26 protein-coding genes are annotated in these 26,516 nt (G+C 59.8%); 10 read left to right on the plus strand and 16 right to left on the minus strand.

Annotation, left to right across the window (positions count from 1 at the left end):
• The 5 genes from ATN84_RS20805 to ATN84_RS20825 are packed head-to-tail and all read left to right on the plus strand — an operon-like array spanning position 1 to position 6,031.
• Complete coding sequence (locus tag ATN84_RS20805) at positions 1-1,380, plus strand: amidohydrolase (protein ID WP_068884269.1); 1,380 nt, start codon at positions 1-3, stop codon at positions 1,378-1,380.
• A gap of 21 nt (positions 1,381-1,401) precedes the next feature.
• Entirely contained in the window at positions 1,402-2,499 is a 1,098-nt protein-coding gene (locus ATN84_RS20810; RefSeq protein WP_201026416.1) for a BMP family ABC transporter substrate-binding protein, read from the plus strand.
• A 3-nt stretch (positions 2,500-2,502) separates the two neighbouring features.
• The gene (locus ATN84_RS20815) at positions 2,503-4,026 is read left to right on the plus strand and encodes an ABC transporter ATP-binding protein (protein ID WP_068884273.1); all 1,524 of its coding nucleotides are present in this window, start codon (positions 2,503-2,505) and stop codon (positions 4,024-4,026) included.
• The gene (locus ATN84_RS20820) at positions 4,023-5,123 is read left to right on the plus strand and encodes an ABC transporter permease (protein ID WP_068884275.1); all 1,101 of its coding nucleotides are present in this window, start codon (positions 4,023-4,025) and stop codon (positions 5,121-5,123) included. The genes ATN84_RS20815 and ATN84_RS20820 overlap by 4 nt, the downstream gene beginning before the upstream one ends.
• The gene (locus ATN84_RS20825) at positions 5,120-6,031 is read left to right on the plus strand and encodes an ABC transporter permease (protein ID WP_068884277.1); all 912 of its coding nucleotides are present in this window, start codon (positions 5,120-5,122) and stop codon (positions 6,029-6,031) included. Before ATN84_RS20820 ends, ATN84_RS20825 begins: the two co-directional genes overlap by 4 nt.
• 4 nt (positions 6,032-6,035) lie before the next feature.
• Here ATN84_RS20825 and ATN84_RS20830 read toward each other — a convergent pair whose 3' ends face one another.
• Positions 6,036-7,268 carry an MFS transporter gene (locus ATN84_RS20830; protein WP_425287434.1) on the minus strand — a complete coding sequence of 411 codons (1,233 nt, stop codon included), beginning with the start codon at positions 7,266-7,268 and terminating at the stop codon, positions 6,036-6,038.
• Between the two features lie 599 nt (positions 7,269-7,867).
• Here ATN84_RS20830 and ATN84_RS20835 point away from each other — a divergent pair.
• A complete protein-coding gene (locus tag ATN84_RS20835; protein ID WP_068884279.1) occupies positions 7,868-8,947 on the plus strand; it encodes a DUF475 domain-containing protein in 1,080 nt (359 codons plus the stop codon).
• 451 nt (positions 8,948-9,398) lie between these two features.
• Positions 9,399-10,334 (plus strand): polysaccharide deacetylase family protein, encoded by a 936-nt coding sequence (locus ATN84_RS20840; RefSeq protein ID WP_244491150.1) that lies wholly within the window; start codon positions 9,399-9,401, stop codon positions 10,332-10,334.
• 248 nt (positions 10,335-10,582) lie between these two features.
• On the opposite strand, the gene ATN84_RS20845 is transcribed toward ATN84_RS20840, so the two are convergent.
• The 15 genes from ATN84_RS20845 to ATN84_RS20915 form a co-directional block, all read right to left on the minus strand.
• Complete coding sequence (locus tag ATN84_RS20845) at positions 10,583-12,064, minus strand: MFS transporter (protein ID WP_068884284.1); 1,482 nt, start codon at positions 12,062-12,064, stop codon at positions 10,583-10,585.
• 84 nt (positions 12,065-12,148) lie between these two features.
• The gene (locus ATN84_RS20850) at positions 12,149-12,463 is read right to left on the minus strand and encodes a putative quinol monooxygenase (RefSeq protein WP_068884286.1); all 315 of its coding nucleotides are present in this window, start codon (positions 12,461-12,463) and stop codon (positions 12,149-12,151) included.
• Between the two features lie 465 nt (positions 12,464-12,928).
• Positions 12,929-13,918, minus strand: coding sequence for a P-type DNA transfer ATPase VirB11 (gene virB11, locus ATN84_RS20855; protein ID WP_068884287.1), 990 nt, complete (start codon positions 13,916-13,918; stop codon positions 12,929-12,931).
• Positions 13,919-13,927: 9 nt separating this feature from the next.
• Complete coding sequence (virB10, locus tag ATN84_RS20860; RefSeq protein WP_068884289.1) at positions 13,928-15,100, minus strand: type IV secretion system protein VirB10; 1,173 nt, start codon at positions 15,098-15,100, stop codon at positions 13,928-13,930.
• 9 nt (positions 15,101-15,109) lie between these two features.
• Positions 15,110-15,964: a P-type conjugative transfer protein VirB9 gene (gene virB9 / locus ATN84_RS20865; protein ID WP_068884291.1), complete on the minus strand. Its 855-nt coding sequence runs from the start codon at positions 15,962-15,964 to the stop codon at positions 15,110-15,112.
• Positions 15,964-16,635, minus strand: a complete 672-nt coding sequence (locus ATN84_RS20870) for a VirB8 family type IV secretion system protein (protein WP_068884293.1) — start codon at positions 16,633-16,635, stop codon at positions 15,964-15,966. The genes virB9 and ATN84_RS20870 overlap by 1 nt, the downstream gene beginning before the upstream one ends.
• Positions 16,636-16,639: 4 nt before the next feature.
• The gene (locus ATN84_RS20875) at positions 16,640-16,912 is read right to left on the minus strand and encodes a hypothetical protein (RefSeq protein ID WP_068884295.1); all 273 of its coding nucleotides are present in this window, start codon (positions 16,910-16,912) and stop codon (positions 16,640-16,642) included.
• Between the two features lie 37 nt (positions 16,913-16,949).
• Complete coding sequence (locus ATN84_RS20880; protein WP_068884297.1) at positions 16,950-17,882, minus strand: TrbL/VirB6 family protein; 933 nt, start codon at positions 17,880-17,882, stop codon at positions 16,950-16,952.
• Between the two features lie 4 nt (positions 17,883-17,886).
• Positions 17,887-18,120: an EexN family lipoprotein gene (locus ATN84_RS20885; RefSeq protein WP_068884299.1), complete on the minus strand. Its 234-nt coding sequence runs from the start codon at positions 18,118-18,120 to the stop codon at positions 17,887-17,889.
• A complete protein-coding gene (virB5, locus tag ATN84_RS20890; RefSeq protein ID WP_068884301.1) occupies positions 18,117-18,815 on the minus strand; it encodes a P-type DNA transfer protein VirB5 in 699 nt (232 codons plus the stop codon). Before virB5 ends, ATN84_RS20885 begins: the two co-directional genes overlap by 4 nt.
• On the minus strand, positions 18,815-21,202 hold the full coding sequence (locus ATN84_RS20895) for a VirB4 family type IV secretion/conjugal transfer ATPase (RefSeq protein WP_068884303.1): 2,388 nt from the start codon (positions 21,200-21,202) through the stop codon (positions 18,815-18,817). Before ATN84_RS20895 ends, virB5 begins: the two co-directional genes overlap by 1 nt.
• The gene (locus tag ATN84_RS20900) at positions 21,189-21,530 is read right to left on the minus strand and encodes a VirB3 family type IV secretion system protein (RefSeq protein WP_068884306.1); all 342 of its coding nucleotides are present in this window, start codon (positions 21,528-21,530) and stop codon (positions 21,189-21,191) included. Before ATN84_RS20900 ends, ATN84_RS20895 begins: the two co-directional genes overlap by 14 nt.
• 4 nt (positions 21,531-21,534) lie before the next feature.
• Positions 21,535-21,834, minus strand: a complete 300-nt coding sequence (locus ATN84_RS20905; RefSeq protein WP_068884308.1) for a TrbC/VirB2 family protein — start codon at positions 21,832-21,834, stop codon at positions 21,535-21,537.
• Entirely contained in the window at positions 21,831-22,499 is a 669-nt protein-coding gene (locus ATN84_RS20910) for a lysozyme family protein (RefSeq protein WP_068884310.1), read from the minus strand. The genes ATN84_RS20905 and ATN84_RS20910 overlap by 4 nt, the downstream gene beginning before the upstream one ends.
• Positions 22,500-22,502: 3 nt before the next feature.
• On the minus strand, positions 22,503-23,042 hold the full coding sequence (locus ATN84_RS20915) for a hypothetical protein (protein ID WP_068884312.1): 540 nt from the start codon (positions 23,040-23,042) through the stop codon (positions 22,503-22,505).
• Between the two features lie 94 nt (positions 23,043-23,136).
• Between ATN84_RS20915 and ATN84_RS20920 the strand changes: the two genes are divergently transcribed.
• The 3 genes from ATN84_RS20920 to ATN84_RS20930 all read left to right on the plus strand — a co-directional run bounded on the left by ATN84_RS20920 (position 23,137) and on the right by ATN84_RS20930 (position 26,495).
• Positions 23,137-23,481, plus strand: a complete 345-nt coding sequence (locus tag ATN84_RS20920; protein WP_068884313.1) for a transcriptional regulator — start codon at positions 23,137-23,139, stop codon at positions 23,479-23,481.
• A gap of 480 nt (positions 23,482-23,961) precedes the next feature.
• Positions 23,962-25,014 carry a class I SAM-dependent methyltransferase gene (locus ATN84_RS20925; RefSeq protein ID WP_068884315.1) on the plus strand — a complete coding sequence of 351 codons (1,053 nt, stop codon included), beginning with the start codon at positions 23,962-23,964 and terminating at the stop codon, positions 25,012-25,014.
• 50 nt (positions 25,015-25,064) lie between these two features.
• Positions 25,065-26,495 carry a hypothetical protein gene (locus ATN84_RS20930; protein ID WP_153020320.1) on the plus strand — a complete coding sequence of 477 codons (1,431 nt, stop codon included), beginning with the start codon at positions 25,065-25,067 and terminating at the stop codon, positions 26,493-26,495.
• Positions 26,496-26,516 lie beyond the last annotated feature (21 nt).

Raw genomic sequence — 26,516 nt, forward strand, 5'->3', positions numbered from 1 at the left:
ATGGCCGGCTATCTTCTGAAGGATTGCGCGGCGGTTATCGTCGATGAGGGCAAAGGTCCGACCGTCCACCGCAATGTCGATCTGTTGACGAATGGTCCGGCGATAGAAGCAATCGGCGAAGGTCTCCACAGGGCAGAGCTTCCGGCCGGTACGAACACGCTGGATGCCACCGGCTGGTTCGTCTATCCGGGCCTCGTCAACACGCATCACCACTTCTTCCAGTGCTTCGTGCGCAACCGCGCGGATCTCGACTGGACGAAGCTTTCGGTAATCGAATGGCTCGACCGCATCTATCCGATCTTTTCCCGGCTGACCGAAGACTGTTTCTACCATGCCTCGGTTACGGCAATGGCCGAGTTGATCAAGCATGGCTGCACGACGGCCTTCGACCATCAATACTGTTTCCCGCGACACGCCGGCAAACGGCTGATCGACCGGCAGTTCGAAGCCGCCGATCTTCTTGGCATGCGCTTTCATGCGGGCCGTGGCGGCAACACATTGCCGAAATCCGAGGGCTCGACAATCCCGGACGCCATGCTGGAGACGACGAACGAATTCATTACCGACTGCGCCCGTCTGATCGACACCTATCATGACGCCGGTCGTTTCAGCATGCGGCAGGTGGCGGTCGCGCCATGCCAGCCGGTCAACTGCTACAGGGAGACTTTCGCGGAATCCGTGGCACTGGCGCGCGATCGCGGCGTGCGGATGCATACCCATGTGGGCGAGGGTGAAAGCCCGGTGATCGAAGCCCGTCACGGTGTGCGCACGGTGGATTATCTTGAGGAACTCGGCTTTGCCGGTCCCGATGCCTTCTACGCCCATTGCTGGGAATTGACCCACGACGAGCTGAAGAAGATGGCGGCAAGCGGCACCGGCGTTTCGCACTGTCCTGAGCCGGTCTATCTGGTCGGCGCCGAGATCACCGATATTCCGGCCATGTCGGCCTTTGGGCTTCGCGTGGGCCTCGGCTGCGACGGCGCCGCCTCGAACGACAATTCAAACCTGATGCACTGCGTGCACTCGGCCTACATGCTGCAGTGCCTGACCGCATCGACGCGCACACACCCGGTCCCCGCCCCGATGGATTTCCTGGGCTACGCCACGACCGGCGGCGCGAGTCTCCTCGGCCGTGACGACATCGGCCGGCTCGCGCCCGGCATGGCCGCCGATCTCTTCACCATCGATACCCGGCGCATGGACTATGTCGGCACGCGACATGATCCGCTGAGCCTGATTGCCAAGGTGGGCATCGGCACGCCGACCGACATGACCATGATCAACGGTCGCATCGTCTGGGCCGAGGGTGAATTCGTCGGGCTCGACGAGGCACGGCTGTTTGCGGAGGCGGAAGCCGCGCTGACGACTGTGGAATTCTAGATAAAAAGGGGAACTGACATGCTGACGAACCTTACCCGCAGAACACTCATGAAGGGAGCGGCCGTTTCCGGTCTCGCCGGAGCGCTGGGCGGCCGGGTGGCCTTTGCGGCCGACGAACCGCTGGGGATCACTCTCGTGGTCCCCTCGCCGATCGGCGACGTCGGCTGGGGCCACGCGCTCGCCGCAGGACTCGAACCGGTCAAGGCCGCCTATGGCGACAAGGTGAAAGTCACCGTCATCGAAAATATCCAGGAAGGTCCGGATGCCGACCGCATCATGACCAAGACAGTCGCTGACGGGAACAAGTTCCTGATCGCCGGCTCATTTGGTTATCAGAACGGCGCCTTGCAGATCGCCCGGCGCAATCCCGACGTTACCGTCCTGCACGCTTCCGGCTTCCAGGTGGCGCCGAATTTCTCGCCGTTTGCGGCCAAATATTTCCAGGGCACCTACTTGCTCGGCATGGCAGCCGCCGCGCTCTCCAAGACCGGTAAGCTGGGTTCGGTATCCGCCTTCGCCATCCCGGAACTCATCACATCTGTCAACGCCTTCACCCTCGGCGCCCAGGCGGTGAAGCCCGATATCGAAGTATCGGTCGTCTGGGTGAACTCCTGGTTCGATCCGGCCAAGGAGCAGGAAGCCGCGAAGGCCCTGATGGCGCAGAAATGCGATGTGATCTTCTCCAACGCGCAGGATACGCCATCCGTCATCTCGGCCTGCGAGGACGCCGGCGTTTACGGATTCAATCTCAACTCGTCGATGAAGAAATATGCTGAGAAGACCTATCTCGGCTGTGTGGCGACGGACTGGTCGCCGTTCTTCAAGGCTTCGGTGGACGCTCATATCGCCGGCACGTTCAAGGGTGCCAACGCCTTTCTCGGTGTCGCTGACAAGGTCGTCAAGGTCGTGGACTGGAATCCGGATATTCCGGCCGATGTCATGACGAAGATCAAGGAGATCGAAGCAAAGATCGCCGACGGCAGCTTCTCGCCCTTCACCGGGCCGATCACCAAGGCCGACGGCAGCGAAGGCGTAGCCGCTGGCGCAACGCTCACCGACAGTGAGATCGTCGCGATGGACTGGCACGTCAAGGGCGTCACCACCCCTCTGCCGAAATAAGTCATGACCGCACCGCTCCTGTCGCTGCGCGGCATCTCCAAGAGCTACGGCCAGATCCGGGCCAATCAGGCTATCGATCTGGACGTGCCCCCGCGGTCGATCCATGCCATCCTCGGAGAGAACGGGGCGGGCAAATCGACGCTGGTCAAGCTGATCTATGGTGTGGAGCAGCCTGACAGCGGGACCATCATGTGGAAGGGAGCGCCTCTAAGCCTTGCCTCGCCGGCGGAGGCGAGGCGCGCCGGGATCGGCATGGTCTTCCAGCATTTCTCGCTCTTCGAGACCCTGACCGTCGTGGAGAACATTCGACTGGTCGTACCGGGCAGGAAGGCCGATCTCGCGGAACGCATCCGGACGCTCGGACGCGACTTCGGCCTTGAGGTCGATCCGTTCGCCCATGTGCACGCGCTTTCCGTCGGCGAGCGGCAGCGGGTGGAAATCATCCGCTGTCTGATGACCAATCCGAAGCTCCTGATCCTCGACGAACCGACATCCGTTCTGCCACCCCAATCGGTGGAGAAGCTCTTCGACACGCTGCGTCGCCTGCGTGACGGCGGCGTATCCGTCCTGTTCATCTCACACAAGCTGGAGGAGATCCGGGCGATTTGCGACCACGCGACGATCCTGCGCGGCGGGCGCGTCACGGGCCATTTGGACCCGCGCGAACACGATGTCCATGATCTCGCCCGCATGATGATCGGCCGCGACATGCCGGAACCCATGCCGGCGCTTGCCCGATCCGGCGGAGATAAGCGGCTGGAAATCATCGGCCTCGACTATCGGCCGGACGACCCGTTCGCCGTGCCGCTCTCCGGGATCAGCCTCACGGTGCGTTCCGGCGAAATCCTCGGCATAGCCGGAATATCCGGCAATGGGCAGACTGAGCTCGCCGCGCTCATATCTGGTGAAACAGAGCTGCCGCGCGAACAGCGCGACCGGATCTACATGATGGGCAAGGACGTCGGCGCGCTTGATGCGGCCACGCGCCGCCGGCTGGGATTTGCCTTCGTTCCCGAGGACCGGCTCGGACGCGGCGCGGTCCCCGAAATGTCGCTCGTGCTCAATGGTCTGCTGACCGCGCATCCGCTCAAATTGTTGAAGCATGGTCTCATCGACAGGAAAAACGCGGCGGCGTTCGCCGATGAGTGCATCCGCCGATATGATGTCCGCACGCCCGGCCCGGAAACAGAGGCCGGCGCGCTTTCCGGCGGAAATCTGCAGAAGTTCATCGTCGGCCGCGAGATCATGCTGTCTCCAAAACTGTTGTTCGTGGCGCAGCCGACCTGGGGCGTCGACATCGGCGCGGCATCGGCCATCCGCAGAAGGCTTGTCACCCTGCGCAATGAAGGCATGGCCATTCTCGTCATTTCCGAGGAGCTCGAAGAGCTTTTCGAGCTCTGCGATTCCATCCAGGTGCTGCACAATGGCAAGCTGAGCCCGCCGCTCGTCACCCGCGACACGCGCCCGGAGGAGATTGGCCGATATATGATCGGGGCTCGTTCGCCATCCGGGAAGGTCTTGGCATGAGCGCCTTCTCCGGGACCATCCTTCCCGTATTCGTCCGCCGGGAGCACGCTTCGCTTACCGCAACCCTGCTCGCGCCTCCCCTCGCCCTGGCCACGGCCGCCATTCTCAATCTCGGCCTTTATGTGTTGATGGGTCGTGATCCTGCTGCCGTCATATACGCAATGCTGCTCGAGCCGTTCCTTTCCTGGGCCTCGTTCTCCGAAGTGCTGCTCAAGGCGGGTCCTCTTCTCCTCATCGCACAGGGGCTGGCAATCGGCTTCCGCGCCAAGGTGTTCAATATCGGAGCGGAGGGCCAATTCATCCTGGGCGCCATCTTCGCTTCGGCGATTCCGATCTGGTTCCCGCAGGCGACAGGGCAGTGGATCTGGCCTCTGATGCTGCTTCTCGGCGCGATCGGCGGAGCATTCTGGGCCTCGATCACCGCTTTTTGGCGCGTCAGGCTCAATGCGAATGAAATCCTTGTCTCCCTGATGCTGAGCCTCGTCGCCGCGCAATTGCTCAACTATCTGCTGCTCGGTCCCTGGAAGGATCCGGCAGGATTCAATTTCCCGCAATCCGTCATGTTCCAGTACGACGCCATGGTGCCGATCCTGATACCGGGTACCCGTGTCAATGTCTCAGTGCTGCTGGCACTCATGCTCTCGCTCGCGGCCTGGGTCTTCATGCAGCGCAGCTTCACCGGCTACAAGCTCCAGGTCGGCGGCCTTGCGCCGCGCGCCGCCGGTTATGCCGGCTTCAGCGAAGGGCGCGCGATCTGGCTTTCGCTCCTGATCGGCGGCTTCGCGGCCGGACTTGCCGGCGCGGCGGAGGTCGCCGGCCCGCTCGGCCAATTGCAGCGCTCGATCTCGACCGGCTATGGCTATGCGGCCATCATCGTCGCCTATCTCGGCGGCCTGCATCCGATCGGCATCGTCTTCTCGGCGCTCTTCATGGCCGTGCTCTACATCGGCGGCGACAATGCCATGGTGTCGGCGAACCTGCCGATCGCCGCCGTCCGCGTCTTTCAGGGCAGCCTTCTTCTCGCCTATCTCGTCGCCGTCGCCTTCGTGCGCTATCGCCTCGAATGGCGCCGTCCCGCCTACCGGAGCCCGTCATGAACGCCATCGAATTCATTCTGGCCGGCATGCTCGCGGCGGCGACACCCTTTCTCCTCGCCGCACTCGGCGAGCTGGTGGTCGAACGGGCCGGCGTGCTCAATCTCGGTGTCGAGGGCCTGATGGCGCTCGGCGCGGTACTCGCCTTCATCGTCGTCTATCACGGCGGCGGACATGTTATGGGTTTCGTTGCCGCCGGTCTCGGCGGCGCCGCGCTTTCCCTCGTCTTCGCCCTGGTCGTACTCGGCTTCCGCGCAAATCAGGTGGCGGCGGGCCTTGCAATCGGCATCCTCGGTCAGGGGCTTTCCGCATTGTTCGGCAAGTCCTATGAGAGCCTGACGGTCAAGGGGCTGCCGAAGCTCGCCCTTCCCTGGCTATCGGACATTCCTGTCGTCGGCGGCCTGTTCGTCCAGGATGTGGTCGTATGGCTTTCCCTAGCCGCGACGCTCGCCATCTGGGCGACGTTAGCCTATACGAAGACCGGCCTCGTCGTGCGGGCGATCGGCGAAAATCCGAAGGCCGCCCATGCCATCGGCTATCCGGTCGTCGCCGTGCGCTTCGCCGCCGTCGCATTCGGCGGAATGATGGCGGGCTTTGCCGGCGCCTATGCAGCGGTGGTCTATACGCCGCTCTGGGCCGACGGCATGATCGCCGGGCGAGGCTGGATCGCGATTGCCCTCGTCGTTTTCGGCACCTGGCTCACCGGTCGGATCTTTCTCGGCGCATGCCTCTTCGGCGCCGTGTCCCTGATGGGCCTTGCGGCCCAGGCAACAGGACTGGACGTTCCATCGCAACTGCTTTCGAGTTTGCCTTATCTTGTCACAATCGTCGTGCTCGGCATCATTTCGGCGGACCGCCGCCTGCTGAAGCTGAATGGTGTCGCCTCGCTCGGCGAACCCTTCGATCGTTAGGATTCTAGGCAGCAACGGCCGCAGGCTCACTCTTTGGAAAGGGCTTGAAGGTCATGGCAATCAGGAAAGCACCGATGCCAATGCCCCAAGAGCCGATATAGAGCCAGCTGTAGGTGGCGAAGGTGTCGTAGATGAAGCCTCCGGCCAGTGGCCCCGTCGCCATGCCCAGACTACCTGCCATCGCCGTGCCGCCAATGACGGTGCCCATCATCCGCAACGGGAAATTCTCGCGCGCGAGGACGGCATAAAGCGGCATGACGCCGGCATAGATGAAGCCAACCATTGCCGCCACGGCATAGAACGCGCCGAGCTGGCTCACGAAAGCATAGGCCAGCACGCCGAAGGCCTGCAGGAACAATCCCCAGACCAGTGTGCGCTTGGCGCCGAACCGGTCTCCCATGAGGCCAAAGGCGATGCGGCCGCCCATGCCCGCCAGCCCCTCCACGCTGTAGATCGAGACGGCTGCAATCATGGGGATGCCACAGGTGAGCGCATAGCTCACCGTATGGAAGATCGGGCCCGAATGGGTAGCGCAGCAGAAGAAGTTCGTCAAAAACAGGATGATGAACTGAGGCGATTTCAGCGCCTGCCTCACGGATATGCCGGATTGCTGTTCTCCGCCGGGAGACGCCATGGCATTCGAGGCTTCAAGAGCCGGCGGGCGGCGCACCAGGAGCGAAACCGGGATCATGATGGCCGCGGCCAGGGCGGCGATGATCAGAAGCGACGTTCTCCAATCATAGATCGAGACCAGCCATGCGGCGAGTGGCGACATCGTCATTGGCGCCATTCCCATTCCCGCCGATACGAGCGATACGGCAAGGCTGCGATGCGTCTCGAACCAGCCGGTGACGCAGGCCATCATCGGCGCGAAGATCGCCGCGGTCGCCGCGCCGACCACGAGGCCGAAAACGAGCTGGAACTCGATCAGGGATGTCGCCCGGCTCGCCAAGGCAAGCGCTACCGCCAGGACGATCGACCCGATCAACACAACAGGGCGGGGGCCCCAACGGTCTGACAGCGTACCCCAGATCATGCTTGCCAGCGCCAGGGCGAGGAAGCCGATCGTCATGGTGGTGGATACGCCAGTAACGGACCACCCGGTTTCGCGCGAGATCGGCAGGAGAAAAACCGGCAGCGAGAACATGGCGCCGATCGCGACGCAGCCAAGAAGGCCGCCGGCCGCGACGATCATCCAGCGATAGGGACTTTGTGTCTGGTTCTGTGCATGCATCATGAGAACACCTCCCGGCAAGTTCAATAGCGCCAGCACCCAAAGGTGCGGTTCTCCTGCAAGACGAACGAGCCGCCCGAAAGCCGACACGCCCGACGGAGAAATTTTCCAGATCAGCCAGGGCCGGGACAGCCGACAGGCCGTCGATCGTAAGGCTACCAAGAAATCGGCGGACAGATGATGAAATCGCGGAAAGTCACCACAAAGCCCTCACACTCAGGACAGCAACATATGATGCCGACCGCCACCGAGGCTGCGGGCTTCAGATAAGTCAGCCGAGCCGCCTAGAATTTCAATACCGGCGCTCTGACAATTGCAGCGCGTCTCTTGACGTCGCGCGCGACATTGCTAATTAAAGGATGCACCCGCCTTCCAGACATCGAAACGCGGGATGAACATTGGTGCCGGGCCCCTCTGGCGAGAGTTTACGGCGCTCTCGTGATGTCGGTACCGCCAGCAAATCAAGCCGGCGGATTAGCTAACATGAAAATTGATCCCATGCCTGATGCATGCGCCCTTTCGGCCGTGCTCATTTTTCTTGCCAACCCCTCTTTCCCAACCAATGCCAGCGTCATTCGCTCGAACTCGAAGGAGATCGGACGATGATGCTCAACTATTTCAAATGGCCCTTCATTGTCACTGCCGTCGGCCTGGCGCTCGGCGCTTGGCTCGGATGGCAGTCAAGCGGCACGCTCGGCGGCATGGCGACCGTGTTTTTCATCTGCACCGTGCTTGCGGTGCTCGAAATCTCGCTGTCCTTCGATAATGCCATCGTCAATGCCAACAAGCTCAAGGACATGACCCCTGTCTGGCAGAAGCGCTTCCTGACATGGGGCATCATCATTGCCGTTTTCGGCATGCGTATCGTCTTTCCCTTGTTAATCGTGGTCATCGCCGCCGGGATCGGACCGATCGACGCGGTCATTCTGGCCGCGGTCAAGCCCGAGGAATATGCCCGCATCATGCACGAGGCGCATCTGCCGATCGCCGCTTTCGGCGGCACCTTCCTGATGATGGTCGGTCTCACCTATTTCTTCGATCATGAAAAGGATGTGCACTGGATCCAGTGGCTCGAAAGCAAGATGGCGCGATTTGCGACCATCAAGGGTATCGAGGTCGCTTTCGTCCTCTCACTCATTTTCAGTTTCTCGACGCTGCTCGAACCGGCCGAAGCCCACACCTTCGTTTACGCGGGCATTTACGGGCTGTTGACCTTCCTCGTGGTTGAGATCATCGGCGGGCTGCTCGACGCCTCGCAGGAAACGATGAGCGCGGCCGCCAAAGGCGGCTTCGGTGCTTTCCTCTATCTGGAAGTGCTTGATGCCAGCTTCTCCTTCGACGGCGTCATCGGCGCCTTCGCGCTGACGCAGAATCTTTTCATCATTGCAATCGGTCTCGGCATCGGCGCCATGTATGTGCGCTCGATGACAATCATGCTGGTGGAAAAGGGTACGCTCAACGAGTACCGCTACCTGGAACACGGTGCATTCTACGCCATCCTGGTTCTTTCGGTGGTCATGTATTTCCAGACGCTGATCCATATTCCGGAAGTCATCACCGGCCTTGGCGGCGCGGCCTTGATCGGCATTTCGCTCTGGTCATCGATCCGCCACAACAGGCGGGAACGCGACGCTGAGATAGCCAGCACATCTGACGGTGACCGCCTGCGCGTCGAGGCATAACCCGAACCAAATATATCGCTACCAGGCGAAGGGGCTACGCCGAGGCGTCAGCCCTTTCTGTTTGGCGGAATGAGAACGTCATCTGCCAAAGTGAGCATTTCTCGCGCAATGTTAAGGAGCATGGCGAGCCTGTTGTTCGTCATACGCAAGGGTGACGATTGATCCGCTGGTTTCAACCGTGCTTTTCGGCTCCACGGTCGCCAGAGCAGCCGAAATCACTCCCGTCAGTTTATTTACCAATGATTGTTATCTCTGGTGGAGCTTTCCGTCAGATCTGGATTCCAGCGCAACAGGGGAATAACAGTTCCCGACGATAAAAGACCAAGCTCGAAAAATGGTATTGCGACAAACGGCCAAGCGGCATCTGAAATATGCGAGCATCCGCGCCGGCCTGGAGGGGGCCGCCCTGCCGGGATTACAGTCATTGCTTCCCGCATCTGGGGGTCGTGGCGTGATCTTCACCCTCCATCACGTTCGTCCTGAGCCGAAGGAGAGCAATTTCGCGCCCAACGCTCATCTCTCGATCACGCCCGAATTCCTCGAGGAGGCCATCCAGGCGTCCCTGGAGTGCGATCTGGTTCCTGCCCATCTCCACGATCTGCCATCGCTGCTCGCCGACCCCGCCGACAAACGGAAATTCGTGGCTTTCACACTCGACGATGGCTATCGCAACAACGCCGAGTTTGCCGCTCCCGTCTTCGGCAGGTTCGGCGTTCCCTATACGATTTTCGTCAATCCGGGATTTGTCGAGCGAAAGCGGACGATGTGGTGGGAGACGGCTGCCGCGCTGGCACATAAGGCTTCAGCATTCCAGTTCGATTTCGGGAGCGGCCCCGTAGCCGTCAAATCGGCCACGACTGGGCAGAAATTCGCCGCTTTCGAGCGACTGGCCTCGTTCGTTCAGTTGATTGACGAGGACGAGGCCATCGCTCGGATCGACAACGCGGCAAGGAGCCATGACATCGATCCGACGGCTATCGTCGACACGCTGGTTATGAATGAGGCCGAGTTGCGCGAGCTGGCAACGGACCCCCTCGTCCATTTTGGCGCACATACGGTTACGCATGTAAACCTCCGCCGCGTCACCCCGGAACGCCTGCGCCACGAGATCAAGGGTTCGGCCGCTGCTGTCGAACGCTATGTCGGCCGTCGACCGCAGTCCTTTTCATATCCCTATGGCGTGCGGAGCGCCGTAAGCGATCGCGAAGTGTCGGCAGCGGCAGAGGCCGGGTTCTCCGCAGCTGTCACGACGCAGCCCGGTGTGCTGGGGCCGGCCAGCATCGAACAGCCCACCGCATTGCCCCGTGTATCGCTCAACGGACATTATCAGAAGAAGCGATATGTAAGGGCGCTGATCTCCGGCCTGCCTTTTCAATTCCTCCAGTAGGCCCGGCGCCGATCGGTTCGAGCTTCTCAGCCTGTTCGTAAATCTCCACGTCCCAGCCGATCAGGCGAAAACCTCGAGCGGCTGCAGGCCGGCAATTCCAGTGCCTATGATCACAATACGCATGGCTGCCTTGCATCCATGACCCGGTGAACGATCCCGGGCCGCGAGTGTTCCCGCGCCTTGGGGCTTAACGTGGATCTAAAACGGCTTTCTTCCCAGCTACCGCACTGCATCGAAAAACTAGAAATTCAAATGGTTGATATACGGCTCGCCTGACGAGGCTCGAGCTCCTGCCCGTCCGTATCCTGGTTTCTGCGTTCCGCAAACCTCCTGACGGAGATAAGGCCGAGAGCGGGCGCCACCAGGGACGCGCCGAATAGCAAGAGCGCGGCGCTTGCAGCGCCATCCGCACCACCCGGGTCGCTGATCCCGCCCAGGTTGGCCACCAGGCCTGCAATCGCAGCACCGAATGCGGTTGCATAGAGCTGGACGGTGGTAATCGAGCTGGCTGCCAACCCCTGCTCCGACATCGGCGTCTCCTTGAAGACGTTCGTCACAAGGTGCGGCCAGGCGATACCGATGCCCAGCCCGGCCAGGAGCAGTCCTACGCATATCGGTGTCAATTGCCATCCGACACTGCCCGGCGCCGGAACAGAAAGCAACAGAACCACAAGACCGGCCAGGACAAATATGGGGCCGGTACGGATTGCACGAATCCCCGCCTCATCGGACCGCCCCGCGCTCAGCATCGAGCCGAGTGTCCAGCCCATTGCCATCAGCGCGGCAAGATAGCCGGCGATCAAAGGCGACTGACCGTGCAGGACCTGAAGGAAATAGGGGATGAAAATCTCGGTCTGCATTCCCGTTACCAGGAGCGCGATCGTCGCGAAAAGCGCAACCAGTCGTCCGTCCGTATCGAGCGTCCCTTTCGGCAACAGGCGGGTACGCGCGCCTCGTTCCACCCGGATCAGGAGTACCGCCAGCAGTGTGGCAATCACCAGTCCTGCTCCGTTCCACAGGGGATTGGCGCTGATGCTTCCCGCGGACACCGTGACCACGGAAGCAGTCAGCAGGGCGAGCTGCGGCAGAGGCAGTGGCGAAGGCTCGGCCACGTCGCGGCTTTCCCTCGGAAGCACCGCGATCGCGACCGTTCCGAAAACCACCGAGAAAGGAACCAGCGACCAGAAAGCCGCCCGCCAGATGTTCAGTTCCGCAAACACGCCGCCAGCGGCGGGACCAATCAATGTCGATACGCCCCACATTGCCGAGATCAGGCCGATGGCGCGCGACCACAACGTCTCGGGATAGACGAGGCGGACAACAGCGTAAGCCAGGGCCAAGAGAAGCCCACCGCCAAGACCTTGAACGAAGCGTCCAGCAAGAAGCAGGGGAAAGGCCGGCGCCGTCGCACAGATCAGGGCTCCCGCCACGAACAAGGCGGTGGCGGCTGCATAGGCACGCCCCGCTCCCACGCGGTCAAGCAAGCGCGACGACAGCGCTGCGCCGAGAATCGAAGCAATCACGAACAGAGTCGTGGCCCAAGCGTAATATTCGAGCCCGCCGATGTCTCCAACAACAGACGGCAGTATCGTGGTCACGATGAAGATATTGACGGCGTGCAGCGTTACGCCGCCCGCCAGAACGATGGTGTAGACGGCGTTTCTGCCGTCGAGAAGCTCGCCCCAGCCGGCTTTCTGGGACGCAACGATGGTCGGTTCTTGCGTGCTCATGTCAGACCTCTTGCAGCGGCGCTGCGGTTCAGTGTGTCGAGGATCCGGCGGGTGGCGATCCACCCGCCGGATCCTTGCGATCAGCTATGCGGCGGGGCCTTTCACCCACTGCGGCGTTGCCGCGCGGAACTCGGACGGCGCGGCGAGCAGAGCGGCAGTTTCACGCTCGTAGTCGGCGAACCAGGGCTGCTTTACGAAGTCCTGACCGCTCGTTTGATCGGCGGCGAGCTGAAACACAACGATCGCATCGGGATCATTGTCGTCATAGCAGTAGTAGTAAGTGAGTTGGCCGGCGCTGCGGCCGACATAGTCGCGTGCGTATTTTTCCCAAACCCGCTTGACGTCGTCGCGTCTGCCAGGTTTTGCCTTGTGCCTGATGTAAAGTGCGCTTTTGGCCATGATCGTCTCCTCGAACTCCGCGGCTTGCGGCCGCCGTTGGCGGGCTCGGTGCCCATGTGCGTATGACGCTCGAGGAGAGGTGATTGTGACATGTGGGCATGAAAATCTCTGACGGAATTTCGAGGCGTCCGGCGGCACCCGTTTTGAAAGAGGTTCCGCGCGGGGCTCGCATGATCCAAGGCGACAGCCGCGATTGCCGCATTTGTTTTGTGATTGGTCGCACAATCTCATCCTTTCCTTCAGGCGGCGTACTCGATGACAGTCATCATGCATGTCGCCGTGGGTAGAGGCGGTGGCAGTGAAAGGCTCATGTCCCTGGGTTCGCAGCGTCGAACGCAAACGCAACCGTCACCTTGCCAATCGGGAGACACCCAGACCGTGTCGCGCAGGGCTCCCGCGAAGTGACGGCCACTGATCGGGGTAGAATTTGAACCTGCAGAGAACTCTTAAGCAGGACCCACAACTTCAATCCTTTAGGTAGATTTCTGTTGCCCGGAACTTTCCGTTCATTCTCTTGCATTGAACAATCACGTCGATCGCGACCCTCAACAATCCATCAATGTCTTCACGATCCAGATTGCGTCCCCCTTCAGATTCTTTCACGAGCAGCGTCAACTGCTGGAAGGCCAGTGCGGCTGAATCGGCGTGAACGGTGGTTATCGAGCCTGGGTGACCGGAATTGACATTGCGGACGTAATAAAAAGCCGTGCCATCACGCAACTCCTGCAGCAGAATGCGGTCCGGCCGCATGCGGAGGCACGACTCCAGTAATTCTTTGGGGGTAGCCCCTGAAAGTCCCTGTCCACCTTTCGAATAGAACAAGCGCACATGGTTGGGCTGCGAAATGACCAGTTCCGGCGTGTCCTCGATCGAAATTATCCGCTCCTGCTCCGGAATGTGCTTGATCAGCGCTTTCGAGAGCGTCGTCTTGGCCGATCCGGTTGCCCCCGAGATGATGACGTTTTTCCGTGAAATGACGGCTTGACGCAGAAAATCTTTATAACGGCCCGCTCGGTATAATGTTACCAGTTCCTGATCCTGCGTTGAGATGCCTTCGTTGACCGCGCGGGACTCGGAGAAAAACTCCCTCTCCTCCAGGTCATCGAGCGTAAATGTGACGGAGGACGGTTTTCGGATGGTGATGCTGACCGTGTTTTGGGTGGTTGCAGGTGGAATGACGATCTGAATCCGTTCGCCGCCTGGTAATGTCGCCGACAGGATTGGTCGCGTTTCATCAATGGATTGATTGGAGAAACTGGCCACGGCCCGGGCAAGGCGCATCAACTTTTCGAAGGTGAGCTCCGGCAGATCATGGGTCCGCCACCCACCGGCGCCTTCTGTCAGTAGCTGCCCGGGCCGGTTTACGATCACATCGTAGAGGGATGGGTCCTTCAAGAACGGCGCAAACGGAGCGAGCAATTCGCGGACGACTGCCGCATCGGGACCCTCGGTCATGTCACTCCCCTACTTTGTCACCAATGTCGATTGTGGGCTGAAGTCACCCAGCACCGCCCGATCGAGAACGCGATTTCTCGGCTCGGTTACGCGCAGCCTGTAGACGCCGGAAAAATCAAGATCGCGCGCAACGAAGATCGAGACGAGTTCACCCTGGTGCTTGTTAAGCGTTGGCGGAATATTGACCGACTGCTCGACAGCGATCGCGGCTGCCTGCTGACCTGCGCTCGTCGTGTCCTGGGCGCCGACGCCCCTGTCCTGCAGGCGACTGTTGGCATAGTTCGCGGCATCGCTGACGATCGAGAGAAGAAGCGCACTTCCGAAGCGTTCCCACCAATGGGTGTCAACATAGCCATCCACGCCTGCGCGGCCGAGCGCATCGGTCGCGGGTGATGCCAGCGTGACAATCACGCCCTTGGGAGTTTTCGCGCGGTTCCATAGGACAAAGAGCCGCTTCTGACCGCGCTGCAAACCGCCACGGTATTCGCCGACAACCTGTGTGCCTTTCTCCATCAGCACGACCCGACCATTGTCCGAGAGGACATCCCGGTTGATCACGCAGCTTGTGAAGCCGGGTTGATCAGACGCTAGTGCCGTTTCCAACACGCAGGGTATCGAGGTGCCCATCGCGACAATGTAATTCCGATTGCCGAGCGTGCCGGCACGCGAGCCCTCAAGTCGGGTAGGTCGAAGCAAACCGCTGAATCGTTGTTCGTCATTGCTGGCACTGTTCTGACCCGTCATGCCGCCATCAATCGGCAGGAAAGTGCTTTCGGTCGAGGTAGCGGGATCTTGGTCGTCGCGGCGAGATACCGTGTTCCTTTGCCCGCCACCATAGGCCATGACAGGTGAGCGGCGGGCGGAATCGAGCAACGTATCCTCTTCCGGCACCTCCTCGGTGACGACTGGTGTCGGCAGCTTTACTTCCGGCTCTGCCCGAACGGGCTCGACCTTTTCCTTGGCCGGTTCGAAGTTCGTCGTCTGCCGAATGACCACCCGCTCCGGTCGGGTGGTGTCCGCCGGCGTTTTCTCGCCGCTCATGGACCAGAGCGCGAAGGCGACAAAGGCAACGACCGCCGCAGCGACAGCACCCCGCTTCAGGACGGGATTGTTGTCGATCTGCCTGCCCGTGAGGGTCTCGGCGCGCTCGCCGGGTATGCGGCTTTCGTCTTCTTGGATCATGGCCGTCTCCTATTGCACCCCGCTACCGTCGGTCCGAACGACGCGCTCGACCGACGGTGAAGTCGTGTTGGTGTCAGGGTTGATGCCGACCCGGTCATAAGCCTCGTTGAAGACGCAGAGCACATCCCGTCCCCGGCGCAGGATAAACTTTCGGCTGATCGCATGGACCAGCACCAGATTGCCATCGACAGATTTCGGCACCAGGCTCTCTGAGCCATCGGAGTTCTCGATGTAGATTGCCGGCATTTCCTGATTGCCAACAAAGGCGAAGGTCGTCGCCTTGCCGTTGTCGTAGACACTTTGCGGCTCGAGCGCCTGGGAGCCCTGCGCCGAATAGCGCCAGTTCCGTGGCCCATAGGCTTCATGAAGCGCCAGCACATTGTCGGCTTCCTTCGCCTGTGCGGTAAGGGAGCGGGCAGCGGCGACCCGCCGCCGCCGCTCGATTTCGTCCGCCGGATACCGGTATTTGACATAGAAGTAGGTGTTCTGGCCGACTTCCACCGTTCCATCACGCACAGTAAGCTCCATCTGATAGCTGCGGGTCGATCCGGACCGGCGGGTGGTCACGACCGAGATATTGGTGACTGGCTGGTTCTCCCGGGGCTTCAGAAACAGGATGTTCCCTGCTGGCGCGACCTCCCAGGCGACGCTGTTGCCGAGAGCGACATGGGCAATCTCCTCGTCGGCCGCGAATTCAACCTGCACGGACGACCGCAGGGAGCCAATGATCCGGGTGATGTTGTATGGCTGGTAGTCGACAAATCGGATGCGACTGTCCTGAGATGCCCCACGCGGAATCTCGAGTGCGTGCGCCGTGGTAGCCGGGCCGGCAAGAATGAAAGCGAAGATGGCAACGATCCGCATCAGTTGATCGCCTCCGGATCGGCGCGATATTCGCTAACGGCAAAACCGAGAGGGTTCACCAGCCGGTCGGTCGACGACATCGGCGCGTTAACATAGGCGAAGGTGAGCGTTGCAACCCAATGGGTCGTCCGGACTTCCTCGCCGCGGGTGATCGTGCGCATGTAGCGGACGGAAACGACGTTCGGGTTAATCAGCGAGATCGAGGCGATGCTGATGCGCACCGTGGCACTGCGCCGGTAGGTGTTCTGCGGCGATTCTGGATTGCTGCCGCGATAGTAGATTCCGAACCGGGCCTGCTCTGCCTGAGTGGACAGCAGTGCGACGGTGCGGAAATTCTCTTCCACCTCACTCCAAACGTAGCCTTCGCGGGCGCGCACATATTTTGCCGCGAAGTATTTGGTCACTGCCTCGTCGTAGGTTCCCGCCGTCGAGGTCAGCGCCGAGACGACGTCGACGATGCCAGTTGAATTGTCGACACGCACGATAAACGGCTCGACTGTTTTCAACGGCGTCAGGCCGGCGACGGCGAAGATCGAGGCGCCGGCAAGGAGACCCGCCACGATAGCGATCGACCAGGCGACACGCGCCGAGCGTTCGACCTGGGTCATGCGATCCTGATCGAAGTGCCGCGCCTTTTCGAAGTATGTCTTCAGTTCGTCGCCCGAAACCATCGCGCTACCCCTTGCACGAACGATAGGATGCATCGACGTCGAGATGGGTGAAGGCCGGAGGCTCTCTCCTTGCCCCGACATAGGAGGCCACGCGCGGCAAGATTACCGGACTCGTGTCGGAATGCTTCTGTTTGAGGTCGCTATTGTCGTCCCAGTGCCAAATGGCCCGGTTGAGGGGGCGGCGCGAATAGCCGTCGCATTTCGGGAGTGAATAGGTCATTGACGCGCAGCCGCTTAATATGGTCGCCATGCATAGCAGCAGGATTGGTCTGATCATTCCTGGATGACTTCTTTTGTTCGTGCGAAGGGCATCATCAACGCCCCCCTTTCGATGTGAATGTCCGCCCTACCGCGCGAATCCCGCGCCCGGCGGCCCGGAAACCGCGTGAGGCGGCCCAGACAAGCGAACTCCCGTGGGCATCTCGGGTTGCGCCAGCCCCATAAGTCAGCGAAGCGCCACCCGCTGCGAGCGCCGAAGCGATAGTGGGAAGCTGATAAAAGACATAGAGAGCTGCGAGACAGATGGCGCACAGCGCAGTCGGACGCATCAGCACATCGGTATATCCCTCGATGGCCGTGAAGGTGGCGTCGATACAAGTGATCAGCAGCGAGCCGACGGCGACGACGAGAACCTGAAGAATCACAAAATTTACAAGTTGCCCGATCCATGCCTCTGTGAAGCGCCGTGTGGAGTGAAACATGGCCAGCGCCACGAAGACCGGGCCGATCGCAAGCACGATGGCGAGCGCCAGTCGGGCGTAGAGGGAAACAATGTAGCCAATCGCCGCGACGATAAAGCTTGCAAAAATGACTAATATTCCTCCAACACCGGTGACGATATCGATCGGCCACGATGCCCGAGACCAAATGTCGGTCGCCGACGCGTGCCCCTTGTCGAGCAGGCTGTCGAAAGTCGAAGCGCTCGGGGCCGTGCCGGTGTTCAGCGCCTGGGAAATCTCACGCGGCAGGACGTCGAAGAAGACTTTTGTGACATAGATCTGATATTCGCTGGCGTTCTTCACCAGTATGACGATGATCGCGAGTTTGATCGCCCGGTAAGCAAAATCAAGGATCGGCTCCTGGACCGATCCGCGAAGAACGAGATAGCCATAAAGGACGATATAGAGGGTGATAGCAGCGGTCAGAGGGCCCGAAATCCATTCGGACACGTTCGAGGTTCCTTCGGAAATGAAGTTTTCCAGCGGCGCCTTGAACTGTTCATCAACAAATCTAAACACCTCATACACGGGCTTACCCTCCCAACGATTGCCGCATGCGCTGGAGCCGCAACTTGCCGCCGGTGGCTTCGGCGTTCCAACAGTTTGGCGTATCGCGAAGTTCGCCTGGATTGTTGCGGCATTTGGCAATAATGCGGGCAAGCAGCGCCTCATCGGCGGTCAGTTCATCGACCGTGTAGGTCCGCTCCGTTTGCCGCGAGCAGGCAGCCAGGACAACAATCATGAAGAGTAGGAAACTTTCCTTCATCGCAGTGCCTCCCTCATCATGTCCATACGCTGACGCCAGTCTTCGGCCTTGCGTTGCTTGTCGACCTGGGCTTGCGCCTGCTGCACCATGCGCAAGGCCTCGATACGCAGCACGTCCGTCTGAAGGAAAGCCGTCTCTGCCTGGAGCCGCGCCTGCAGATCGGCGATGTCCTTGGCGTCGTTCGCCGTCGCAATCTTCTCGCGCAACTGGTCGATACCACCGATGCGCTTGGTGGCTGCGTCGTAAATCTGCTGCCCGAGGCTCATCTGCCCGGCATTCTTGTTCTGTATGCGGGCAAGCTCCATGGCATAAAAATCGTCGGCACTGGTCCGATAGGTCGAATTGCCTGCAAGGAATTTTGCGGCGGAGCCGGCGAAAACGCCGGTGCCATTGCCCTCCAACAGCCCCTCAATGGTATCGAAGTCCGCCGGCAACGCCTTGCGAATTGCTGGATCATTCAGGACGCTTGCGACGTCCGCCATGTCGGTCAGCTTGTTGAGCGAGCCGTGGAGCTGCTGCGCTTGCTCGATCTGCTGATTGAGTGCATCGAGCTGCGACTTCAGCTCAGCGATCGTCTGGATGTGTTTGGCAATCGCCGTCTGGTCTATCACAGGGATCCCTTGCCCTGCCGCAGTGCCGGCGGAGAAGACGAGCACCGTCGCAAGAGCTGCGCCGTGAAGTCGATAAGAAACCATCAGTTCGCACCCCTTCGTTGCTGGAAGATTGGAAGCCAGTCCTTGGCGTCATCGCCGACCTTGGTGCGGATCGCATCGGCAAGTTCGACATTGCTGGTGCGGCCGGAGAGAATGGCGAGCTCGTCGTCGAAGCCGCTGAGGTCCAGCTCGGCGATAACGCTGCTGTGGCCCTGCTTTAGGACGAACCGTCGGCTCTCGACGGAAAGCTCGCCTGCGATCAGCTCGTATTCGCGCTCCGTAAGCTTGAAGCCATCGATGTAGTCGCCGCGGTCGCCGCGCGCGTTCGGCAAGAAGATCTGCGTCGGGCATTGCTCGATGATCGTGTGCGCGATCGGCGAGACGATCGCATCGCGCGGGCTTTGCGTCGCAAACAGCATGAGGCCGTTCTGCTTGCGGATCGTCTTGAGCTTGTTCTGCGCGAGATCGCGAAAACCTTCGTCCTGGAGCGCTTTCCAGAACTCGTCGATGACGATGATGATCCTACGGCCGTCGATCAGTTGCTCGACGCGATGAAACAGGTAAGCCATCAAGGGCGTGCGAATTTCCTCGTTGTCGAGAAAGTCGGTCATGTCGTAGCCGATGAACTTGCCGCCGACGCCGAATTCACCAAGGCCGATATCCTCGATGACGTTATCGAAGACCCAGCCGAGCGGCCCTCCTCTCTCCCACCGCCGCAGCCTCGCCGCAACGCCTTCGGGATCGGTGTTATTGAGGAAAGTCCTGAGCGCGCCGATCGTCCGGCGTTCCGCCGGAAGATCGGCGAGGCCGTCAATGGCGGAAGCGATGTCGCGGAGCTCGGTTACCGTCAATTCCCGGGACGATGAGCCGACGAGTTTGCCGACCCATTGCGTCAAGAAAACCTTGTTCTCCGGTGTCAGGTCGAGGGCCGTTAAGGGCGCGCAGCCGGTTGGGATGCCGTTCTTGAGGGGCAGATAGCTGCCGCCGGCTGCACGCACGTAAAGATCGGCGCCCCTGTCCTTGTCGAAAAACACCACGTGCGGATCATGCTTTTCGAGTTGCGACAGCATGAAGTTGAGCAGCACTGTCTTGCCGGTGCCGGACGGCCCGCAGACAAAGGTGTTGCCGAGATCGCCGTAATGGAAATTAAAGTAGAAGGGCGAACCGGACGTGGTCTTGAGGAGAGCGACAGCGGGGCCCCATTCGTTGCCGTCTTTCTGGCCGATCGGATAGGAGTGGAAGGGTGACAGCGCAGCGAAGTTTCGCGACGTGATAGCTCCAGACCGGGCGCGGTAGCGAAAGTTGCCGGGCAACTGTGCCCACCACGCGGCCTCAAGCCCGAGATCCTCGCGCGCGACGACGGCGCCGCCGCTGGTCAAGCTGGCGCGTGCCTTGGCGAGATTGTCAGTCAGCTCTTTCACTGTGGGGCCAAAAACCGAGAGCGTCAGGTGATGCTCACCTAAAACAAAACGGTTGGACTCCAGATCATCCATGGCATCGTCGAGTTCCTCGATCTGCGAGGACGCCTTATCGCCACTGCTGACCATCTGATTCTGCTTGCGGCCCATGATGGTGCGTGCATCGACCTTGGAGATGAAAGAGAAGGATTGTGACAGGATGAGTTCGAATGGACTGGTGAGCACATTATCGAGCATGCCGGTCTTGGTGCGGGCAGGATATTCCTTGAAGCTCAGCATGCCAGCAAAGCGGCTTGTCGCCTCGTGCCGGATTTCAATGGTCTCCCGGCCGACGATGACACGATCCGAGTAGATCACCGAGGCAATGCGCCCCTGGGTGAGTGGAATTGGCTCTCGCCGGCCGCCGACGAGCTGATGCAGCACCTCGCTCGGCTCCGAGAACACGAAGCCATCGTGCTCGTAGAGGGATAGTACGCGCGGCCCGAAGTGCTTCAGAGCAGCGGTGGCGTCCATAACTTTATCCCGAAGCTGCTTGAGAGCCTCCTCGTCCAGTTCGACACCCGCCTGACGCGCCCTTCGCAGCCGCGACAGGAGCTTCGCGGCCTTGTCGGCCGGATCGCGGTTCGGCGACCAGAGGACCGTCAGATAGAGATCGTTGCGGAACAGGTCCTCGCCCACCATGCGCTCGCGGTACTTATTGTTGAGCGCAGCCGAAAATGCGGTCGTGAAGGTTCCCTCGGGATAGTCGCTGTCCCGGCGACGAATGAGATGGGTCCACAACGCGAGCCGCTCGTCCGCGATGTTCCGGTAGAGCGTATTGAGGTCGCGATGAAGGGCGTTCAGGTTGAGAACGTCGGCGGTCTCGAACGAGACCCCCTCAAGCGCGATCATCACCATCAGTGCGCGGGAATCGAGTGCGATTGTCGATTCATCGACATGACGGATATAGGGGATGAAGGTCTCCGGGCCGAGTTCGCGGGACCTGAGGGTTGCACGCTTAAGCAAATCCAAGGTCCCTTTCGTCAAAGCGTCGAGTGAGTCTCAACGGCGAAAGCGTCGCCCCGCCCCAATAGAAGCTGTTGCGTGAGCGGCCGCGTGTTTCCACCCAGGCCAGCAGGATGCGGAACATATTGTGGTCGTGCTTCACGAGCGCGCGAAAGACGAGATGAAAGACCACTCCGACAACCAGGTAAGCGATCGACCCGGCGACGATGTAGAGGATCGTCGTGAGCATGATGTTCACCCCCATGGCTTCCATCGTCACGCCGGCGATCATCGCCGGCCGGGTGCAGGCGATGAACAGCATGTCTTCCTCGGGCATCGGGCGCGCCATCGCCATCGGGTCAGCCCCCGACGATGGTGTTCACGAGTTCGGTAGCGCCGAAGATCCCTCCGATGCCGATAATCCAGAATCCTGCTCGGCGGAGGTCCATGTAACCGAACATCCAGGCGATGCAGATCACGATCACGGCGATGACGGCCAGCAATTTAGCGATGTTGCCGGTCAGCATATCGACGATGTTCTGCAATACGGTTTCGATGCCGGCGGCCTGCGCGAAAGCCGGCTCGGCCAGGATGGCCACGATAGCGACGGCCATTGAACCGCAAGCGGCGATTGGGCGGATACGGGAACTCAAAGTCATTCGCTCTGCTCCATTTGGCTGTTCTGAAACACAAGGACGGAAGATTTCCGTCGCGAACCGAAAACGTCCCAGGACGGCGTCGAGGCGGCTTCCGCCTGGAATTCGTCCTTGCTGGCATCGACAGCCATGCCGGTCGGAGGCGCTTCGTCGATTCCCCTCCCCTGTCCGCCATCGCTGATCGTTAGAACCGCAAGCGTCTTGCCGAGCCGCCTCACTTCCTCGCGGACCTGCTCGTCGTAATGGACCATCGCGCCGACGGAGGGATCGTCCCGTCCGTACCAGGACTGCAGCATCACCTGCTCGGCGCGTTTCGGATCGGCGCCAGCCTTCACTGCTAGTCGATAGTAGCCATCGAGAAGGGTGGCGGTGGCTTGCAGATTAAGGCACGGATCGAATGCGTCGGAGATCGACAGCTTCAGCTTTCGAAGCCCCTCCATGCCGATCCCGCCGAGGCCAAGCTGGATATCGTCGCGTTTGATTGCTCGCGACGTGGCGATTTCGATCGCTTCCGCCCTGGTTGACGGTTGTTTCAACAGCGGCTGACCGCTGTTGATCCGGATCGCGTAGGGTTGGAACCCACTTTCCAGGCTGACGACGCCGGCAAGTGTTTCGGCCGCGACGATGGGGGCGCAGATCCGCGCCAGATCGACAAACGCAACATCCATGGGTCAGTACCAGACCCTTTGCTTGCCGACGCCGTCGATCGTCACATCAATATAGTGCGGCTGCTGGCGCACGTTTGGCTGGGTGGCGATCTGTGCCATGCATTGGAACCGCCCGCCCTCCCGTTGCCATCGCGCTGACAAGACGGAGCCACGGTTATATCCCTCGTCATCGCGCCCGAAAGAGCAGAAGCGTCTGCTCACCGGCTTCAGCGTTGTCGAGATGCAGGTGACATCTCGGCCGCGTGGACCGAAAGAGCCGACCAGGCGGTAGCCGACATTGCAGTAATAGGGCTCGTAACCGGGCCGCGAGCTATGAAAGCCCGTGCCGCTGCAGGTTGGAAACGACCTGCCCTTTGCAAGCCAGTCCCACAGCTTGTGGATGGGTGTACGGCATTCAGCGTATTGCGTCGCTCCGCCAGGGTTGGAAAGGCATAGGATAACCTGGCAACCCCACTCATCGGCTCTCGCGTTACTATCGAAAACGAGAGAGAATGGCGCTAGACTGACTGCGGTGACAAATGCGTTGACGAGAGAGTTTTTCATGATCGCCCACCTTTACAAGCATAAAGTACCTCGTGGTGGATCCACCCGAGAGAATGCGACTCGTTATACTATCAAATATCTGATAGTTTGATCGATGGCAAGCGCACTCAAACCGGAAATGCAGGAGCAACGGTTTTCGGCACTCTCCTTGCAGGAAGTTTTCGACAAACCGTTCGAGGGAGAGACGCCGCAGTCGCGGCTGAAGCAGATCGGCATGATGACGGTGCTCTATATGATGCACCAGAGGGGCGAGAAGCTAACCCTTGCAACCATCAAGAATATAACGGGAATGACGCGCAACACCGTAAAGGAATCGATTGACCCACTCGTTGCGCGCGGCATTCTGCAGGAGACGATTGTGAAGAACTCGGCAGGAAGAGGAACAGCCTGGCAGTATGAGTTTCATCCGGACATCTTCGAGAGATTGAAGTTTGACTGATATAAGCCAATGGGCGATCGCTGCCGACTACTGATCGAGCAGCGCGAAGGGTCGCAGATGAGAATTTCCGCATTTTTGGTCAACTTCAAGTCGAGCCAGACAATACCGTCGCATTCAGTCGAGGCCTTCAGCGATGTTCATGCCGCACCAGGATCAATACCGCTAAAATCCGCAAACTTTTGATGCGGTAAGAAGCTCCGCCGCAGCTGAATCGGCACAAGTCGAGCATTTGCGATCATAGCGCCAAAGCTATTCCTGCTGCAGGCCTACGATCTCCGTTCTCGGCAGGCCCATAACGCAACCAAAAGCTGTGCGTCAATCTCTCGAAATCGACAGGTTGCACCAAACTTCTCCTTCGACGACATCTATTTAAGAGAAAGGTTGCTCAGGAAATCCTCGTGGAACCAAGCAACAAGCCGTCATCCACCTTCAATGCCCGGACAAACGGCTTCTCCTTTCACCCGGTGGAAAGGATCATCCATGACGGAACTGCAAATCATCGAAGCATGGCGAAACGCTCCGCGTCTTAACTCGTTTGCCGGGTTCTTTGAGCGAACAGCACAAGGGCTCGCGAATATGCCTGATCTGGCAACACCAGAGCCCGATATGAACCTGCTGGAGTTCGATATCGATTGCATGACGTTCTGGGATACTCATCGACGTTTGTGGGGCCATTTTGATCACCACTATTTTGCAAGCATCCCCTACCGGCTCGAAGAGGAATACCGGCTGGCCGCAGCAATACTCTTGTTTAGCCTATCTGCGTGGGGATGCAGCGGGCAGGCCGCGACGATCTATACCCTGGGAGCGGGTGCCGGCACCCTTGCACGAGCCTTGGCAAGGCTCGGCGATGGTAGACTCAAGACCCTGAACTGCAGTCCGACTGCCGGTAATCGTGCCTGCTTTTTCGCACGACGGGGAAGCGAAGACGCGTATTTCTATCATGGTCCATTCTTCGAACTGGACGACGAACGCTATGCTGCCGATGAAAATCTTCAACCGTTCCGAGATGGTTATGATCTGGTGCTGGAGGATACAACCTTCCAGATGTACGGCCGCGACCGGGAAGAACAGCTCTCTGTCATAGCACCGCGAATTCGGGCCGGCGGCTTGCTGGTGCAAATTCAAAAGCTCATGCATCCGGACATGAAAACCTACCTCGAACGCGAGCGCCAAAAGGACGAACAATTCAAGTCACGGTATTTTTCTCAGACACAGATCGTCGCAAAGAAACGCGATGTCCTCGATACCATGGCGGATTTTCAGGTCGATCTGAAGAGCTCCATATCAGCTCTCGGCTCGTGTTTCGACTATTCCGCCATCACATGGAATAGCGGCAATTTCTATACGATCGTCTCCTCCAACTCATTTGCCTCTTTACGCGATTTCATCACGTCCATGGTGAAGCCGGCTATACCGCCAGAATATTGCTATGAGCTTCCGCCGCGCTTCTTCGCGCGCGAGGGAATGTCACCGGGACCGACAGACTGGACGTGGCGAGCTCCACGATCGGCCACGCCGAAACCTGAATAACGATCTCAAGCAATTGCGGCGTTCAGATGCAAACATGGAGGAACAAGTCAATGGACAGCCATCGAGCGATCGTGGGCGCCGATGAGGATCGCGACCATCACGCCATAACTGACCTCAGAAATACCTTATCGTATCTAATGCCGCATCTGGATAAGTTCTGGAGCCGCCCGCTCAACGACTATGCACGGGCGGTCTATGATGTCGAACACCGCCGAACCGGGTGCCCACCTCGTGACGAGGCCATATCCTTCCTGCTGAAATGTGTCGAACGGGTCGCCCTTGGATCGGGAGCTGACGAGCAGGAGGCGCGGCAGGCCGCAGATCAATTGGTTGCCTCCCCGATCATTCAAAGCGGACCGCATTGCCATCTCCTTATCGAGCCGGATGCCTTTTACACGCATCTGTTCAGCCTGATCGGCCTCGGCGCACATAGGCTCCGGTGGCATATCTGCTACAACGCCTCGACCGTAAAGTTCATAGAAAGACCGAAAAAGGGACCCGGCTGGCTTCACTTTGAGGGCGAAGCGATCAATGTCTTTGGACTTACCCGAAGCCGGATGGATTCCTACAGCATTTGCGGCTTCAATGGCCCCTATCGCTTCATGCTGTCGGGACGAAAGAACAGAGAGCCGGCGAACGCAGCCGCGGCCAGGCTCAAGGCTTTCCTACCGAACACGGAATTCTCGTCGGCCGCAAATGCAATCAAGGCGGGCAACCAGGCGATATGGAAGAAGGCATTTCCGCCGCAGGTTCGGCTTCTTCAACTCGACGATATCGATGTCGCTGATCTCGTGGCCGAACATCTTGAGGAACCGGGATCATGGCTTTCGACGCGATTCATCGGCAATGGATTGTTCGCTCACACCATTCTTGAGGAAATCGATAATCTCAACGCCGGACCGTGGGCGAGATGGATCCGCCGCACCACTGATCTCTTCTGGGGGCTGGCGGAGGGGAAGATCTTTCCATTGCGATTGGGGCGGAATGTTCTTTCGGGTGGATATGGATCACGGTTCGCAGTCCGATTCTCCCCGGTAGACATCGCTGTCGCGCTTCGCCAACGAAAAATAGTTCCCAGCCTGCTCACGACGTTTCTGGTGACATCCATCCTGCCGGGCGTGCGCGTTCTCGGCGGCTGCCGGCAAACCATCTATTATCCTCTCATGCGTTATATCGTTGCCAACGCACTTGAAAAATTGAGCGAACGGGACCTGCTAAATGCTCTCAGCGGCGATGTCTGCCCCGGAGTATGGGGGCATCGCGTCCTGAAGCCGAGCGAGGCGTATCCTCTTCTGGAGATCGAAAAGAACGGGAGCGTCCTGGATCTGCTGACGAACTACGGCGAGCAATCGTTGGCGCAGGCGTGCGGGGACCTTGTCAGCTTCACGAGCGATCCGATCTGGGCAGAGCTCTCGATGTGCATCGCAAATGGAACCATTCATGCTCAATCGCCCGAATGGCGATGGGCACAGCTCTCGTAGAACCCCGATCGTGAGGGTTGC

It is taken from the genome of Paramesorhizobium deserti, assembly GCF_001558695.1.
Taxonomy (GTDB): Bacteria; Pseudomonadota; Alphaproteobacteria; order Rhizobiales; family Rhizobiaceae; genus Paramesorhizobium; species Paramesorhizobium deserti.